General features: G+C 70.7%; 10 protein-coding genes. 4 read left to right on the plus strand and 6 right to left on the minus strand.

Features of this window, described 5'->3' with window-relative positions; translation table 11 throughout:
• Positions 1-34: 34 nt before the first annotated feature.
• From ACIP5W_RS07785 to ACIP5W_RS07795, 3 genes are all read right to left on the minus strand, one after another.
• Entirely contained in the window at positions 35-979 is a 945-nt protein-coding gene (locus ACIP5W_RS07785; RefSeq protein ID WP_401468280.1) for a methyltransferase, read from the minus strand.
• A gap of 206 nt (positions 980-1,185) precedes the next feature.
• Entirely contained in the window at positions 1,186-2,919 is a 1,734-nt protein-coding gene (locus ACIP5W_RS07790; protein WP_401468283.1) for a glycoside hydrolase family 6 protein, read from the minus strand.
• Positions 2,920-2,999: 80 nt separating this feature from the next.
• Positions 3,000-4,523 carry a cellulase family glycosylhydrolase gene (locus tag ACIP5W_RS07795; RefSeq protein WP_401468286.1) on the minus strand — a complete coding sequence of 508 codons (1,524 nt, stop codon included), beginning with the start codon at positions 4,521-4,523 and terminating at the stop codon, positions 3,000-3,002.
• A 265-nt stretch (positions 4,524-4,788) separates the two neighbouring features.
• On the opposite strand from ACIP5W_RS07795, the gene ACIP5W_RS07800 reads away from it, so the two are divergent.
• Complete coding sequence (locus tag ACIP5W_RS07800) at positions 4,789-7,704, plus strand: glycoside hydrolase family 48 protein (RefSeq protein ID WP_401468289.1); 2,916 nt, start codon at positions 4,789-4,791, stop codon at positions 7,702-7,704.
• Positions 7,705-7,864: 160 nt separating this feature from the next.
• On the plus strand, positions 7,865-10,531 hold the full coding sequence (locus tag ACIP5W_RS07805; RefSeq protein WP_401468292.1) for a cellulose binding domain-containing protein: 2,667 nt from the start codon (positions 7,865-7,867) through the stop codon (positions 10,529-10,531).
• A gap of 81 nt (positions 10,532-10,612) precedes the next feature.
• Here the strand turns inward: ACIP5W_RS07805 and ACIP5W_RS07810 are convergent, their stop codons facing one another.
• The 3 genes from ACIP5W_RS07810 to ACIP5W_RS07820 all read right to left on the minus strand — a co-directional run bounded on the left by ACIP5W_RS07810 (position 10,613) and on the right by ACIP5W_RS07820 (position 14,004).
• A complete protein-coding gene (locus ACIP5W_RS07810; protein ID WP_401468295.1) occupies positions 10,613-12,535 on the minus strand; it encodes a rhamnogalacturonan lyase in 1,923 nt (640 codons plus the stop codon).
• A gap of 378 nt (positions 12,536-12,913) precedes the next feature.
• Complete coding sequence (locus ACIP5W_RS07815) at positions 12,914-13,669, minus strand: class I SAM-dependent methyltransferase (protein ID WP_401468298.1); 756 nt, start codon at positions 13,667-13,669, stop codon at positions 12,914-12,916.
• 29 nt (positions 13,670-13,698) lie between these two features.
• A complete protein-coding gene (locus ACIP5W_RS07820; RefSeq protein WP_401468301.1) occupies positions 13,699-14,004 on the minus strand; it encodes a 4a-hydroxytetrahydrobiopterin dehydratase in 306 nt (101 codons plus the stop codon).
• A 237-nt stretch (positions 14,005-14,241) separates the two neighbouring features.
• Between ACIP5W_RS07820 and ACIP5W_RS07825 the strand changes: the two genes are divergently transcribed.
• Together ACIP5W_RS07825 and ACIP5W_RS07830 are read left to right on the plus strand one after the other, a co-directional pair.
• Positions 14,242-15,087, plus strand: coding sequence for a helix-turn-helix domain-containing protein (locus ACIP5W_RS07825; protein WP_401468304.1), 846 nt, complete (start codon positions 14,242-14,244; stop codon positions 15,085-15,087).
• Between the two features lie 162 nt (positions 15,088-15,249).
• Positions 15,250-16,113, plus strand: a complete 864-nt coding sequence (locus ACIP5W_RS07830; protein WP_401468307.1) for a helix-turn-helix domain-containing protein — start codon at positions 15,250-15,252, stop codon at positions 16,111-16,113.
• The last annotated feature ends 15 nt before the right edge of the window (positions 16,114-16,128 follow it).

Here is a 16,128-nt window from a genome sequence, read left to right on the forward strand (position 1 = left end):
ACTTGAAGCGCTCTCCAAATCAAGTCCCTTTTCTTTAGAGCGACTTGACCGCGGTGTGCACCGAGTGGGCGGCCAGCACGAACACGTCCGGCCGATGGTGCACGCCCGCCGGGTCCTGCGGGTCGAGCAGCCGGTCGAGCACGGCCCGGTCGTCCGCGTCGAGCGTGTCGCCGAAGACGTCCCGGAGCCGGCCCAGGGAGGCGGCGATGTAGGCGCGGGCCCGGTCGGAGGCCGGAGCCGGCAGGTCGAGCAGGAAGCTGCGGGTGCGGATGTGCTTCAGGCCCGCGGCGCTCAGCAGCGCGGCCCAGTCCTCGGTCTCCTCGACGGCTCCGGGCAGGTCGGCACGCATCCGGGCGAACCACTCCGCCTCCAGTGCGTCGAGCCGTGCCTCCAGGCCGGGACGGCCGAATCCGAGGTCACGCGGCAGGAACCGGCTCGGCAGACCGCCCTCCATGACGGCCAACGTGCCGCCGGGCGCCAGCCGCTCGGCGAACGCGGCGAGGGCGGCACGCTGGTCGCCCAGGTGGTGCAGGCTGCGGCCGGCCCAGATCAGATCGGCGGGGTAGTCCAACTCATCCAGCACGCCTGGCAGTTCACCGGCCAGGATGCCGAAGCGGTCGGCGTGCCCGAGTCGGCCGGCCCGTGCCCGCGCCCGCTCGAGGAGCGGTGCGGAGCCGTCGACGGCCATGACCCGCGCGCCGGGGAACATCTCGGCGAAGAGACAGGACACCACGCCGGGGCCGCTGCCCGCGTCGACGATCAGCCCCGGTTCGGTCACCTCTTTCCCGAGCCAGGACAGGGCCTTCTCGTACAGGGGCATGAACAGCTCGGCCTGGGCCTCCAGATGCGGGGCCATCTCGGCCCAGTCGATCTCGGTGCCGTCCCCGTGACCGTGACCGTGCCCATGCCCGTGCCCCGGACCGTCGTGCCCGTGCTGTCCGTGCTGCTGTTCGTTCTGTTCGTGCTGTTCGTGCGCCATGGTGGTCAGCCTCTCGTCCGTGGTGCCGACAGCGTGCGTCGACGCACCGGCCGGAGGCCATCTCTGTTGCCGGGACGGCAAAAAACGGCAGCCAGTTTCCCGGAGAACGCTGGTTCCCGGGGAACGCCGACCGGCCGCTCCCGGTGGACGGGAGCGGCCGGTAGCGCGCCGGGGGTCGGGTGGTGCGCCCCCGGCGGGTCACGCGGTTACGGCAGCGGCGGGTACGCGTTCTGCATCAGCTGCTGGAACTGCGCGGAGAACCAGTGCCCGGAGACCGGCGCGTTGGGCAGGGCGCCCGACAGGCTGTTGCCGTTGCGCGGGTTGCCCGTGTACGTGGGGTCGCACATCCGGTCGAAGCCCTTGCCCTCGTCGTTCGGGATGGCGCTGCTGGAGCCGTCGGACTCGCCCGGCGGCTTCATCCAGACGTAGGCGTCGATCCCGGCCGCGGGGGCCGCCTGCGGACGTTCACCGAGACCGGCACCGGCCTGGTTGCACCAGTTGCCGATGTGGATACGGCGGTCGTAGCGGCCACCGTTGACGTAGGTGTCGACGCTGGTCGTGGCGCCCGGTCCGGCGGGCCGGGCGGAGCCGCCCCAGCCGTTGCGGGAGGTGTCGATCAGCATGCCGATGCCGGAGTTGAAGCCGGCCGTCACCAGCTGGTTGCGGAAGCCCTGCGCGAAGGACAGCTCGTCGACGTAGCGGTTCCAGTCGACCCACTTCGACTCGCGGACCGACTTGCCGGCCACGTTGTCGTTGATGGTGAAGTTGTTCTCCTTCAGAGCGCTGTAGTTGGCCGTGTTGGTGATGAAGCCGTGGACGTCGTTGACGGTGGCACCCTCGGTGGTCGCCGCCTCCTTGAAGAGGGCGGCGCTGGGGGCGAAGTTGTCGTCCCAGCCGATCCAGCCGTGGTGTCCGGCGTCGATGTAGTTGTAGACGTTGGGCACGTCACCGAGCTTGTTCAGGGCGTAGCCGACGCCCTTCTGGTAGTTGCCGTTGGCCTTCATCACGTCGCACTGCGGGGTGGCCGTGGGCCGGCTGCCGGTGTTGGTGACGAGGTTGGGCAGCGAGTCGATCTCGATGGTGGTGACGATGCGCAGTCCGGCGTACTTGGAGTCGGCGAGGATGGCCTTGATCGGGTCGATGTACTGCGTCTTGTACTTGTCGATCTCCGTCGGGCCCAGTTCGCCGTTGGAGGCGAGGGCGGCGCAGTCGCGTCCGGGCAGGTTGTAGATGACGAGCTGGACGACGAGTTCGCCGGAGCCCTTCTGCTTCAGCGCCTCGTCGAGGTGGGCGCGCAGGCCCATGCCGCCGTTGACACCGTTGATCGCGGCGATGCGGTCGAGCCAGACGCCGGTGGGCTGGTTGGAGATGCGGGTGCCGCCCGGTTCGGCCGCGGCCTTCGCCGACCACTCGGGGTTCACGTACACCTTGGCGCCGGCGTAGGGGTTGTCGACCCTGGTGCCGGGGGTGCCGGGATCGGTCGGGCCGGGGTCCGTCGGACCGGGGTCGGTGGGGCCGCCGCCGTCGACGTTGCAGGTGACGCCGTCGAGGGTGAACGTCGTCGGGAGCGCGTTGCTGCCGCTGTAGGTGCCCTGGAACCCGAAGCTGGTCGAAGCGCCCGTGGCCAGCGTGCCGTTGTAGCTCTCGTTGGCGGCGGTGACGGCCGTGCCGGACTGGGTGACCTTCGCGCTCCAGGCGTTGGTGACCTTCTGGTTCCCGGCGTACGACCACTTCACGGCCCAACTCGACTTGGCGGCCGAGTTGTTGGTGACGGTCACGTTGGCGGTGAAGCCGGTGCCCCAGTCGTTCTGCACCTTGTAGTCCACCGTGCACGGTACGGCGGCGATGCCGGCGTCACCGGGGACGACGGCGAGCGCCGTCCCGGAGGCACCGGCGACCAGCGCCAGCGCGGCGAGTATCGCAGTTCTGCTACGGCTCATGAGTGCGGTGTTCCTTCTCGGTTGCGGGTGTGGGGTGACGCGCTTTTCCTAGGGGTCGTGGTCGTGGGGTGGTGCCGGGGTCAGCCCTTCAGGGCGCGCAGATGATCGCGCAGCCCGATGCCGTACGCGGTGGGTGTCCCGTCGTAGTGCGAGATCAGGGACGGACCGGTGGAGCAGTCCCAGGTGTTCCAGGTCCAGCCCAGGTACGACAGTCCTCGGTCGTCGAACCACTTCATGACCTGGTCGACGAATCCGTGCGAGCAGGTGTTCTCGCCGATCTCCCCCGCCACCAGGGGAACCCGGTCGGCGACGGGGGCGAGCGTGGAGTTCCAGCAGCTCGCACTGGAGCAGGAGTTGAAGTTGTACACATGCCAGGCGGCGGCGAGGTTGCCCGTCGGGTCGGCCGGCTTGTGGGTCAGCCACTGGCTGAGGTCGTTGGCGTAGGCGATCCCGCCGGCGAGGATCACGTTCTCGGCGCCGGTCGACCGTACTGCGTCGACCAGATCCTGCATACCGGCGACCTCGTACCCGATGCCGGGGCAGGTGCCGCCGTCCCGCCAGCACTGCCAGGCCTGGGTGGCCGTGGAGGTCGCGCGGTCCGGATAGGGCTCGTTGAACAGGTCGAACACGACGGCCGGGTCGTTCTTGAAGGTGTCGGCCACCGACTTCCAGAACGCCGGTGTGTACTGCATGTCCGGCATCGGTTTCTGGCAGCTTGCGTGCACGTCGGAGCAGCCTGCCGAGTTGCCCGTGTACTGGCCGTACGTCCAGTGCAGTTCGACGATCGGGGTCATGCCGTGCGCCTCGACGCGGGCCACCAGATCCTTGACCGCGTCGACGTAGTTCAAACCGCCGTATTCGGATCGGATGTTGGACAGGCCGAGCCAGCACTCCTCGTTCAGGGGGATGCGGACGGTGTCGACGTCCCAGTCGGCGATCGCCCGGACGGCGGCGTCGTCGACCGGTCCGTCGAAGATGCCGCGGCCCTGGACGCACATGAACTCGCCGCCGGAGCGGTTGACGCCGAGCAGACGACGGGTGGTGCCGTCGGCGTCCACGAGCCTGTTCCCCAGGACCCGCAGGGCGGGCGGCTCGTCACCGGGATCCGACGGGCCGGTCGGAGTCGGGGTGGGTGTGGGAGTAGGAGGAGTGGAGGTCGGTGTGGAGGTAGGGGTCGGGGTCGGTCCAGGGCCGACGTCGCACGTCGCGCCGTTCAGCTCGAACGTCGTCGGTACGGCGTTGGCAACGGACTTCGTGGCGATGAAACCGGCGTCGACGCTCGCACCGGTGCCGAGGGCGCCGTTGTAGCTCTCGTTCACGGCGGTGACGGCCGTACCCGACTGGGACCACTTGGCGTTCCAGCCCTGCGTGACCTTCTGCCCGTCGGCGAAGTCGAAACTCAGGCTCCAACCACTGATGGCGGCCGCGTGGTTGGTGACCTTCACGGCCCCCTGGAAGCCGGCGTCCCACTGTCCGGTGACGGAGTACTCCACCGTGCAAGCGGGCGTGGCTCCCTGTGCCGTCACGACCGGCAGCGTGGCGCCCAGGGCGAGGGCGACCGTGCCGGCGACGGCTAAAAGTACTGAACGCGGGGGGTTTCGCATGAGCGAGTCCTCACAGCTCGGGCACGTCGGTACGGACGCGTCGACTGATGGAACCGCTCCCACTGGTGCCAACGAAGCTAGCGCCAAGTGACGGCAAAAAACAGAGGGTTGCTGACTTTCTCTCAACCTCGCGTGTCGAACATTTTCGACTCTTCAAGCATCTTGACCGCTCCCACCCGCATCCCCACTATGGGAGCGCTCCCACTGGTTCAAGGCTTGTTGCTCCTCCTCCCCCTTCTCCGAGCCGCAAGGAGGAACCAGCACCATGGATCCCTCACGCAGACGCCGCACGGCGCGGCGACTGTGGACCGCCGTCGTGGCGGCCCTCGCGCTCCCCCTGGCCATGCTGGGCACCAACACGACCCCCGCCCAGGCCGCGGCACTTCAGTGCAGCGTCGACTACAAGACGAACGACTGGGGATCCGGCTTCACCGCGGATCTCACCCTCACCAACCGCGGTACGGACCCGATCAGCGGCTGGACCCTGACGTACGCCTACGCCGGCAACCAGAAGCTGACCAACGGCTGGAACGGCAGCTGGTCGCAGTCGGGCAAGCAGATCACGGTGACCAACGCCTCCTACAACGGGACGGTCGCCGCCGGCGCGGCGGTCGGCACCGGGGCGCAGTTCACCTACAGCGGCAGCAACGCCGCTCCCACGACTTTCTCGGTCAACGGCACCCCGTGCACCGGGGCCCACCAGCCGCCGATCACCGTGCTGACCAGCCCGGCGGCGGGCGCGGTCTACACCCAGGGCGACGCGGTGCCGCTCGCGGCCACCGCGGCCGCCGCGGACGGCGCGACCGTCTCCAAGGTCGAGTTCTACGACGACACGACCCTGCTCGGCACGGACACCAGCGCGCCCTACTCGCTGTCGGCCTCTGGCTTGACCGTGGGCAGTCATTCGCTGGTGGCGAAGGCCTACGACAGCCTGGGCGCCTCCGCGTCGTCCACCCCGGTCGGCATCACGGTCGCCTCGGGGCCGGCCGTGGTGGCCTCCACGACCCAGCTCGCCGTCCAGCAGGGCAAGACGGGGACGTACGAGCTGCGGCTCTCCACCCAGCCGTCGGCCAACGTGACCGTGACGACCGCCCGGACGAGCGGCAACACGGGACTCACGGTGACCGGTGGCGCGAGCCTGACCTTCACCCCGTCGAACTGGAACACCGCGCAGAAGGTGACCGTCACGGGCGACAGCTCCGGCACCGGCGCGGCGACCTTCGAGTCGACGGCGACCGGGCACGCGAAGGCCTCGGTCACGGTCACCCAGATCGGCGCCACCAAGGCGTACGACGCGCGCTTCCTGGAGCTGTACGGGAAGATCACCAACCCGGCGAACGGCTACTTCTCCCCCGAGGGAATCCCCTACCACTCGGTGGAGACGCTGATCGTCGAGGCCCCGGACCACGGACACGAGACCACGTCGGAGGCGTACAGCTACCTGCTCTGGCTGCAGGCGATGTACGGCAAGGTCACGGGCGACTGGACCAAGTTCAACGGCGCCTGGGAGATCATGGAGAAGTACATGATCCCCACCCACGCCGACCAGCCGACGAACTCCTTCTACAACGCGTCCAAGCCGGCGACGTACGCGCCGGAACTGGACACGCCCAACGAGTACCCGGCGAAGCTGGACGGCGGGGTGTCGGTGGGACCGGACCCGATCGCCGGTGAGCTGAAGACCGCCTACGGCACGGACGACGTCTACGGCATGCACTGGCTCCAGGACGTCGACAACGTCTACGGCTACGGCAACTCCCCCGGCAAGTGCGAGGCCGGTCCCACCGACACCGGCCCCTCGTACATCAACACCTTCCAGCGCGGCGCGCAGGAATCGGTGTGGGAGACGGTGCCGCAGCCGACCTGCGACGCCTTCAAGTACGGCGGGAAGAACGGCTATCTGGACCTGTTCACCGGTGACTCCTCCTACGCCAAGCAGTGGAAGTTCACCAACGCCCCGGACGCCGACGCGCGCGCCGTGCAGGCCGCCTACTGGGCGGACGTCTGGGCGGAGCAGCAGGGCAAGGGCAGCCAGGTCTCGGCCACCGTCGCCAAGGCGGCGAAGATGGGCGACTACCTGCGGTACGCGATGTACGACAAGTACTTCAAGAAGGTCGGCAACTGCGTGGGTCCGTCCGCCTGTCCGGCGGGCACCGGCAAGGACGCCTCGCACTACCTGCTGTCCTGGTACTACGCGTGGGGCGGCGCCACCGACACCAGCGCCGGCTGGGCCTGGCGCATCGGTTCCAGCCACGCGCACGGCGGCTACCAGAACCCCCTGGCCGCCTACGCGCTCAGCAGCTACGCCGACCTCAAGCCCAAGTCGGCCACGGGACAGGCGGACTGGGCCAAGTCGCTGACCCGGCAACTGGAGTTCTACCGGTGGCTCCAGTCCAGCGAAGGCGCCATCGCGGGCGGCGCGACCAACAGCTGGGCGGGCCGCTACGCGACTCCCCCGGCCGGGAAGTCGACCTTCTACGGCATGTACTACGACCAGCAGCCCGTCTACCACGACCCGCCGTCCAACCAGTGGTTCGGCTTCCAGGCGTGGTCGATGGAGCGGGTCGCCGAGTACTACCAGCAGACGGGTGACGCCAAGGCCAAGGCCGTTCTGGACAAGTGGGTCGACTGGGCCCTGTCCAAGACCACGGTCAACCCGGACGGCACGTTCCTGATCCCCTCCACCCTCCAGTGGTCGGGCCAGCCCGACACCTGGAACGCCACGAGCCCCGGTGCCAACACGGGACTCCACGTCACCGTCGCCGACTACACCAACGACGTCGGCGTGGCCGCCGCGTACGCCAGGACCCTGACGTACTACGCCGCCAAGTCCGGTGACGCGGAGGCGAAGACGACCGCCAAGGCCCTCCTGGACGGCATGTGGAACAACAACCAGGACGCCCTCGGCATCGCGGTCCCCGAGACCCGCACCGACTACAACCGCTTCGACGACGCCGTGTACGTCCCGAGCGGCTGGACCGGCACCATGCCGAACGGTGACGCGATCAGCGCCTCCTCGACCTTCGACTCGATCAGGTCCTTCTACAAGAACGACCCGTCCTGGTCGAAGATCCAGAGCTACCTCGCGGGCGGAGCCGCGCCCGTGTTCACGTACCACCGGTTCTGGGCCCAGGCGGACATCGCCATGGCCATGGGCTCGTACGCGGAGCTTCTCGAATAAGCCCCCGCTAAGGCTCCGCGTACCGCGCCGGGCGGTCCCCACCCGCACAGGGGACCGCCCGGTCGTCGCATCTCCCCCCCCACACACGATCTCTGACCTCCCCCTGGCCGCCCACGGCCTCATCCGGGCCCACATGGCTTCGCGAGGAAGGACCCCCACCGTGCGAAGAACCCGTATCCTCACGGCCGCGCTGGCACTCGCGGCCGGCCTGCTCGCCGGCACCCCGCCCGTGCTCGCCGCCGGCAGCGCTCCGCCGAAGCCCCTGGCGGCGGAGTCGTACACCTGGAAGAACGCCCGGATCGACGGCGGAGGTTTCGTCCCGGGCATCGTCTTCAACCGCAAGGAGAAGAACCTCGCCTACGCCCGCACCGACATCGGCGGGGCCTACCGCTGGCAGCAGAGCAGCAAGACCTGGACGCCGCTGCTGGACTCGGTCGGCTGGGCGAACTGGGGGCACACGGGCGTGGTGAGCCTGGCCTCCGACTCCGTCGACCCGAACCGGGTGTACGCGGCCGTCGGCACGTACACCAACAGCTGGGATCCGGGCAACGGAGCGGTGATGCGCTCGGCGGACCGGGGCGCGAGCTGGCAGCGGACGGACCTGCCGTTCAAGCTCGGCGGCAACATGCCCGGCCGGGGCATGGGCGAACGCCTCGCCGTCGACCCGAACCGCAACAGCGTGCTGTACCTGGGCGCGCCGAGCGGCAAGGGACTGTGGCGGTCGACGGACTCGGGCGTCACCTGGTCGCAGGTGGCGAACTTCCCCAACGTCGGCAACTACGTGGCGGATCCGAGCGACACCAGCGGCTACACCTCCGACAACCAGGGCATCGTCTGGGTCACCTTCGACGAGTCGACCGGGACGTCGGGCAGCGCCACGAAGACGATCTACGTCGGTGTCGCGGACACGGACAACGCGGTGTACCGCTCGACGGACGCGGGCGCCACCTGGTCGCGGCTGGCCGGACAGCCGACGGGATACCTGGCCCACAAGGGTGTACTGGACACCGTCAACGGTCGGCTGTACATCGCATACAGCGACAAGGGCGGCCCGTACGACGGCGGCAAGGGCCGGCTGTACCGGTACACGACGGCGACCGGTACCTGGACCGACATCAGCCCGGTCGCCGAGACCGACACCTACTACGGCTTCAGCGGGCTGACGGTCGACCGGCAGCGCCCCGGCACGGTGATGGCGACCGCCTACAGCTCCTGGTGGCCGGACACCCAGATCTTCCGCTCCACCGACAGCGGCGGCACCTGGACGAAGGCGTGGGACTACACGTCGTATCCCGACCGCCAGAACCGGTACACCATGGACGTCTCCTCCTCCCCCTGGCTGACCTGGGGAGCCAACCCGTCACCGCCCGAGCAGACCCCGAAGCTGGGCTGGATGACGGAGTCGCTGGAGATCGACCCCTTCGACTCGAACCGGATGATGTACGGCACGGGCGCGACGGTCTACGGCACGGAGAACCTCACCGAATGGGACTCCGGCGGCAAGTTCACCATCAAGCCCATGGTGCAGGGGCTGGAGGAGACCGCGGTCAACGACCTCGCCTCTCCCCCGGCCGGCGCCCCGCTGCTCAGCGCCCTCGGCGACATCGGCGGCTTCCGGCACACCGACCTGGCCAAGGTCCCGTCGATGATGTTCACCTCGCCGAACTTCACCACCACCACGAGCCTGGACTTCGCCGAGTCCAACCCGAACACGGTGGTGCGGACCGGCAATCTCGACTCGGGCCCGCATGTGGCGTTCTCCACGGACAACGGCGCCAACTGGTTCGCGGGCACCGACCCTTCGGGAGTCAGCGGGGGCGGAACGGTGGCCGCGGCGGCGGACGGCAGCCGCTTCGTGTGGAGCCCGGCGGGCGCCGGGGTGCACCACACGACGGGCTTCGGCACCTCCTGGTCGGCGTCGAGCGGCATCCCGGCCGGCGCGGTCGTGGAGTCCGACCGCGTCGACGCCAAGACGTTCTACGGCTTCAAGTCGGGCAGGTTCTACGTCAGTTCGGACGGCGGCGCGACCTTCACCGCGTCCCCGGCGACCGGTCTGCCCAGCGGGGACAGCGTGCGGTTCCAGGCGGTTCCCGGCACGAAGGGCGACATCTGGCTGGCCGGCGGGGCGAGCGACGGGGCGTACGGGCTGTGGCACTCGACGGACGGCGGTGCGAGCTTCACCAAGCTGTCCGGCGTCGAGCAGGCCGACACGATCGGCTTCGGCAAGGCCGCCGCGGGCGCCTCGTACCAGACGCTGTACACCAGCGCGAAGATCGCCGGTGTGCGCGGCATCTTCCGTTCCACGGACCGGGGCGCGAGCTGGACACGGATCAACGACGACGCCCACCAGTGGGGTTGGACGGGCGCCGCGATCACGGGTGACCCGCGGGTCTACGGCCGCGTCTACGTCGCGACGAACGGCCGGGGCGTGATCTACGGCGACACCTCGGACGCCGGAGGCGGAGGCGACGGGGGCGGCGGCACGGACCCGACGCCGTCCCCGACGGGCGCCTGCGCGGTGACGTACACCATCACCAACCAGTGGTCCGGGGGTTTCCAGGCGGACGTGAAGCTCGCCAACACGGGGACGAGCGCCTGGTCGGGGTGGTCCCTGAGCTGGGCCTTCACCGGCGGTCAGACGGTCTCCCAGCTGTGGAACGCCGAGTACGCCCAGTCGGGTGCGTCGGTGACCGCGAAGAACATCGGCTGGAACGGCACCGTGGCGGCGGGCTCCTCGGTGAGCTTCGGCTTCACGGGCAACTGGTCGGGGACGAACGCGAAACCGGCCGCCTTCAAGCTGGGCGAGCAGACCTGCGCGGTGAACTGAGATGCACCGAGGTGGGCCGAGCGGTCACTGAACCGGTGGGGCGCGTGCCGCGAGCGGCACGCGCCCTTCGCGCCGGACCGGTCAGGGCGTGTAGACCGTGGGCCGCGGTGCCGTCGCCATCCCGTCGCCGATGAAGAAGCTCGGGTGCGGCGGCTGGTTGTAGGCGGTGTTCTGCCAGGCCAGGGCCGTGCGGTACTGGGTGTCGTGCAGCAGGGTGGTGATCTTCGTGCCGGTCTCCACCGGAGTGGAGTAGATGCGCAGGGCCGTGTTGTCGGAGGTCGGCCAGACGACCTCCTCGCGCCAGTCGCCGAGGATGTCCCCGGACAGGGACGGGGTGGACTTGGTGCCGTTGTTGGAGTGGACGCCGGAGGCGGTCAGCAGGCGGGTGTCGCCGGAGGTGCCGTACTTGTCGATGCGGGTGCCGTCGAGGAGTTCACGGACGGGGTCGCCGTCCCACCAGGTGACGAAGTTGATGCTGGACGGCTCGCGGCCGAGCGAGGCGCCGGTCGCCGAGCGCAGGGTGGTGTCGGAGGCGGACCAGGCCTCGGCGCCCGCGCTGCCGGCGTAGACGTCGGCGGCGACTCCGCGCCCGTTGTCCGCGCCGGACGCCGTCTGCCACAGGATCTGGCCGGTGCGGGCGTCGGCCATCCAGGAGCCCGGCTTGCCGGTGTCCTCGGAGACCTTGAAGTACTCCAGTCCGGGCCGGGACGGCACGAGGTCGCCGAGGTGGGCCGCGTCGCCGTGGCCGAGCTTGGTCGTCCACAGGCCGCTGCCGTTGTCGTCGACGGTCATCGCGCCGTAGACGATCTCGTCCTTGCCGTCGGCGTCGACGTCGGCGACCGACAGGGCGTGGTTGCCCTGACCGTCGTAGCCCTTGCCGGAGTTGGTGGAGGAGCTGGTGTCGAAGGTCCAGCGGCGGGTGAAGGCGCCGCCCCGCCAGTCCCAGGCCGCGATCACGGTACGGGTGTAGTAGCCGCGGGCCATGACGAGCGAGGGGCGGGTGCCGTCCAGGTAGGCCGTGCCGGCGAGGAAGCGGTCGACGCGGTTGCCGTAGGAGTCGCCCCAGGAGGAGACGGTGCCGCGGGCGGGCACGTAGTCGACCGTGCCCATGGCCTTGCCGGTCTGCCCGTTGAACATGGTGAGGAACTCGGGGCCGGACAGCACGTAGCCGCTGGAGTTGCGGTGGTCGGCACTGGAGCTGCCGATGACCGCGCCGGTGCCGTCCCTGGTGCCGTCGGCGGTCTTCATGGCGACCTCGGCCTTGCCGTCGCCGTCGTAGTCGTACACCTGGAACTGCGTGTAGTGGGCGCCGGAACGGATGTTGCGGCCCAGGTCTACGCGCCACAGGCGGGTGCCGTCGAGCTCGACGGCGTCGATGACCGTGTTGCCGGTGTAGCCGGACTGCGAGTTGTCCTTGGCGTTGGTCGGGTACCACTTGAGGACGAACTCCAGGGCGCCGTCACCGTCGAGGTCGCCGACGGAGGCGTCGTTGGCCTCGTAGGTGTAGGCCACCCCGTCGGGGGTGGTGCCGCCGGCGGGCGGGGTGATCGGCACGTCCTTGTAGCCGGTGCGGAGTTGGACGGCGTGGACGGAGTCGGCCTGCTCGACGCCGCCGACGACCGCGCGGACCGTGTAGTCGGCCTGGGCGGGGGCACCGGAGTGGAAGAAGTTCGTGGAGCCGGTGACCGGGGTCGCGTTGACCTTGGTGCCGGCCCGGTAGACGTTGAAGGAGACGTCGCCCGGGTCGGTGCCGAGCCAGCGCCAGCTGACCAGGTTGCCGCTGTCGGTGTGCACGCTGACGACTCCCCGGTCGAGCTTCTCGACCTGGCGGGCGGTGGCCGCTTCGGCGCTGCCCGAAGCGAGCGTGGTGAGTCCGGCGCCGACGAGCGCGGTCACCGCGATCGCCGCGGCGAGCACGGCGCTCCTGCGCCGCCTGCGGTGTGTGGGGGGACGCAGAGGAGGCTGTTGCGCGGGCGTGGGCGTGTGCGGGTGGGGGTGCTGCACGAGAGGTACCTCCGGGGAGGGCGGACGGGTTCCGCTCTCCCAGTTGCCGCCGCCGGGCCGGAGGTTGCCGGGGTCGTCGGGCGGTTCGTCGGGAAAGCCGCCGCAGCGCCCGGCCGGCGCGGCCCCACGGTCCGGGCCGCGGGCCGCCCCGCGGCCCGGACGGCCCGAGCACCGTTGCGTCCGCGCCGAGCCGGACGGACTCGTCGTGGACACGGAGGTGCTCGCGCCGCGGACCCGACGGGAACGGTGGCCCCGGTCCCCGGTCTCCCCGGCCGTCGGCGTCGGCGCCCGCCGGGAGCGGGGTTCTCGGCCGACGTCGGGGACGCCTGGGTGACCGGCTGGATCACGTGCCTGGATCGCGGGCTTGGAGCACGGGCTTCACGCGTCCGCCGGCGTCCCCGGCTTCCGGTACGCCTTCAGCGTGAACCAGGGGTCGGGGCGGGGCCGGTCCTGGTCGGGCAGCGCGGCCAGGCGCGCGGCGAAGGTCTCCGTGACCGGCTCGCCCGGCGGCAGGGTGACGAACCAGCCGCGTCGCAGGTCGGCGACGGTGCGGCGCGGGCTGCGGCCCTGGCCCCGGCCGGGGAAGCGGCCCCGGCCCGCGGGGACGAGGCCGCGGTCGGCGGCGTACGCGTCGACGAGCGACGCCTCGTCGCAGGCCGCGCGGGGCGGGCGGGAGGCGAGGACGGCGTCGATGTCGCTGCCCACGTTGTGCGAGGCGGCCTTGTCGACGGTGGTGACGTACACGCCGCCGGGCCGCAGTACCCGCGCGCACTCGGCGACGATCGCCCGCGCGTCCGCTTCGGTCGGCGCGAGGTGCAGCAGCCACACACTGCTGACGGCGTCGAACTCCCCGCTGCGGAAGGGCAGTCGGCGGCTGTCGGCACGCACGACGGCACCCGGCAGACGTACCGCGGCCTGGCGGACCATCGCCGCGGCGAGGTCGACGCCGGTCACCCGCAGGCCGTCGCGTCCGGCGAGCCTGCGCGTGACGATGCCGGTGCCGCAGGCGACGTCGAGCAGGCCGCGCGTCCCGTCCGGCAGCAGGGCGAGGACGGCTTCCGCGGCGGCTGCCGCCCGGGGTTCGCCGCCGCGTGAGGCGTCGTAGCGTGCGGCTTCCTCGTCGTAGTCCAGCACGTGGGGCCCCGTCCGGTCCGCCGCGCGTCTCAGTGCGCGCCGTGCGCCGGGGCCAGGTCCCGCACCCGGCGGGCCAGCTCGAAGTCGAGGTCGGTGACGGCGCCGCCCGCGCTGTGGGTGTTCACCGCGAGGGACACCGTGCGGTAGCCGAGGGTCAGCTCGGAGTGGTGGTTCAGCTCCTCCTGGACCTGGGCCACGTGGACGACCAGCGCGGTCGCGGCGAAATGGGAGGCCAGCTCGTAGGAGCGGGTGAGCCGGCCCGCGTCGTGGGACCAGCCGGGCAGCTCCGTGAGCCGGTCGTCGATCTCCTTCTGCGACAGCGGTGCGACGGCCATGACTGGCTCCCTTCCCTGGGGTGGGCGTCGGGTACCCGTCCAGCCTGGTACAGGACGGCCGTGCCGGCCCTGGCCGGAAGGGTTCCCACCGGTTCGGGCCGGCCGCCCTCGGGCCCGGCGCGCGCGGGGGCCGCGGGGCCCGCTCTCCGGCCGGCACCGCCACACCGCCACCGCGGGTCCGCACGGGTCCGCACGGGTCACACGCCGCTGCCGGCCAGCTCCGCTACGGTCGTCCGTATGAGCCTTCTCGCGACCGGCACCCCGGGCTCCGGCTCCGCCGCCCCCGCCGACCGGGGTGTCGGCCCCCTGCTGCGGGCCTGGCGGGAACGGCGCAAGGTCAGCCAGCTGGAACTGGCGCTGCGCGCGGATTCCTCGGCCCGCCACATCAGCTTCGTGGAGACGGGCCGTTCCCGGCCGAGCGAGGAGATGGTGCTGCGGCTGGCCGAGCACCTGGACGTGCCCGTGCGCGAGCGCAACACCCTTCTCGTGGCGGCCGGTTACGCTCCCCGCTACCGCGAGACCCCGCTGGACGATCCGGCGCTGGACGCACTGCGGGCCGGCATGGAGCGCCTGATCCAGGGCTACGAGCCGTATCCGGCACTGGTGGTGGACGCGACGTACAACGTGCTGGCCGCCAACCGCGGCATCACCATGCTGCTGGCGGACCTCCCGGAGTCGCTGCTCGCGCCGCCGCTCAACGCCATGCGGCTGACGCTGCACCCGGAGGGCCTCGCGCCGCGCATCCGCAACCTGCCCGAGTGGCGCGGGCATCTGCTGGCCCAGATGGAACGGCAGATCGCCCTGCACCGCTCCGCGCCGTTGCGGACGCTGTACGAGGAGGTCGCCGCCTATCCGGTGCCGGAAACCACCCCGGAGACCGCCCCGGAGGCCGAACCCGTCGAGGCGGTACCGCACTTCGCGCTGCCGATGCTGATCGAGCACGAGGGCCGGACGCTGTCGTTCGTCTCGTCGATCTCCACGTTCAACACGCCGATGGACGTGACGGTCGCCGAGCTGGCCATCGAGACACTGCTCCCGGCCGATCCGGCGACCGTCAAGTACCTTCACTCGCTGGTGAACTGAGAACACGTCGGATGTGGGGCGGCTTCCGGAGGTCCACAGCACCGCCTTCACACCACTCGCCGTCGTCACTGTGGTCCCCTGCGGTCCCTGTCGTCCCTGTCGGGGCGCAGCCGGAACATGACACACTGACCGGCGTGCTTCGACACGCAGGGGAGACGTGGCGTGAGTGAGAGGCGGCCGGCGCCCACCGTGGGCCAGGTGGTACTCGGCAGACGGCTGCAGGAGTTGCGCGAGGCGGCGGGCTTCAGCCGGGAGGAGGCGGCCCGCGCACTGCGGGTGGCCCCAGCGACCGTGCGGCGCATGGAGACGGCCGAAGTCTCCCTGAAGATCCCTTACGTGCAGGTGCTGCTGGAGACCTACGGGGTGGACGAGGCGGAGACCGGCACCTTCGTCACGCTCGCCGAGGAGGCGAACCGGCCCGGCTGGTGGCAGCGGTTCCACGACGTCCTGCCGGAATGGTTCAGCCTGTACGTCAGCCTGGAGGGCGCGGCCCACCTCATCCGGTCCTACGAACCCCACTTCGTGCCGGGCCTGTTGCAGACGGAGCGGTACGCGCGAGCCGTGCTGGAGGCCGGGACCGTCGGCCGGACCAGCCCGGAGGCCATCGAGCGGCACGTGTCGCTGCGCCTGGCCCGGCAGCGGCTGCTCGAAGGACCCAACCCGCCCCACCTGTGGGTCGTGATGGACGAAACGGTACTGCGCCGGCCGGTCAGCGTCGACACCGACGTCATGTACGAGCAGGTCGACAAGCTGCTGGCGCTGGCGGAGCGCGACCGGATCACCCTGCAGGTCGCGGAGTTCGCGAGCGGCCCGCACTCGGGGACGTCCGCGCCGTTCTCGTTGTTCCGGTTCGCCGAACCCGAACTGCCCGACATGGTCGTCACCGAGTACCTGTCCGGCGCGCTGTACCTGGACTCGCGCAGGGAGGTCTCCGCACACCTGGAGGTCCTCGACCACATGACGACGCACGCCGCGTCGGCGCAGCACACGAGGAAACTGCTGCGTGATGTGCGCGGCGGGTTCTGACCCCGGCCCGCCGAG

Source organism: Streptomyces sp. NPDC088766 (assembly GCF_044750845.1).
In the GTDB taxonomy this organism is placed as follows: domain Bacteria; phylum Actinomycetota; class Actinomycetes; order Streptomycetales; family Streptomycetaceae; genus Streptomyces.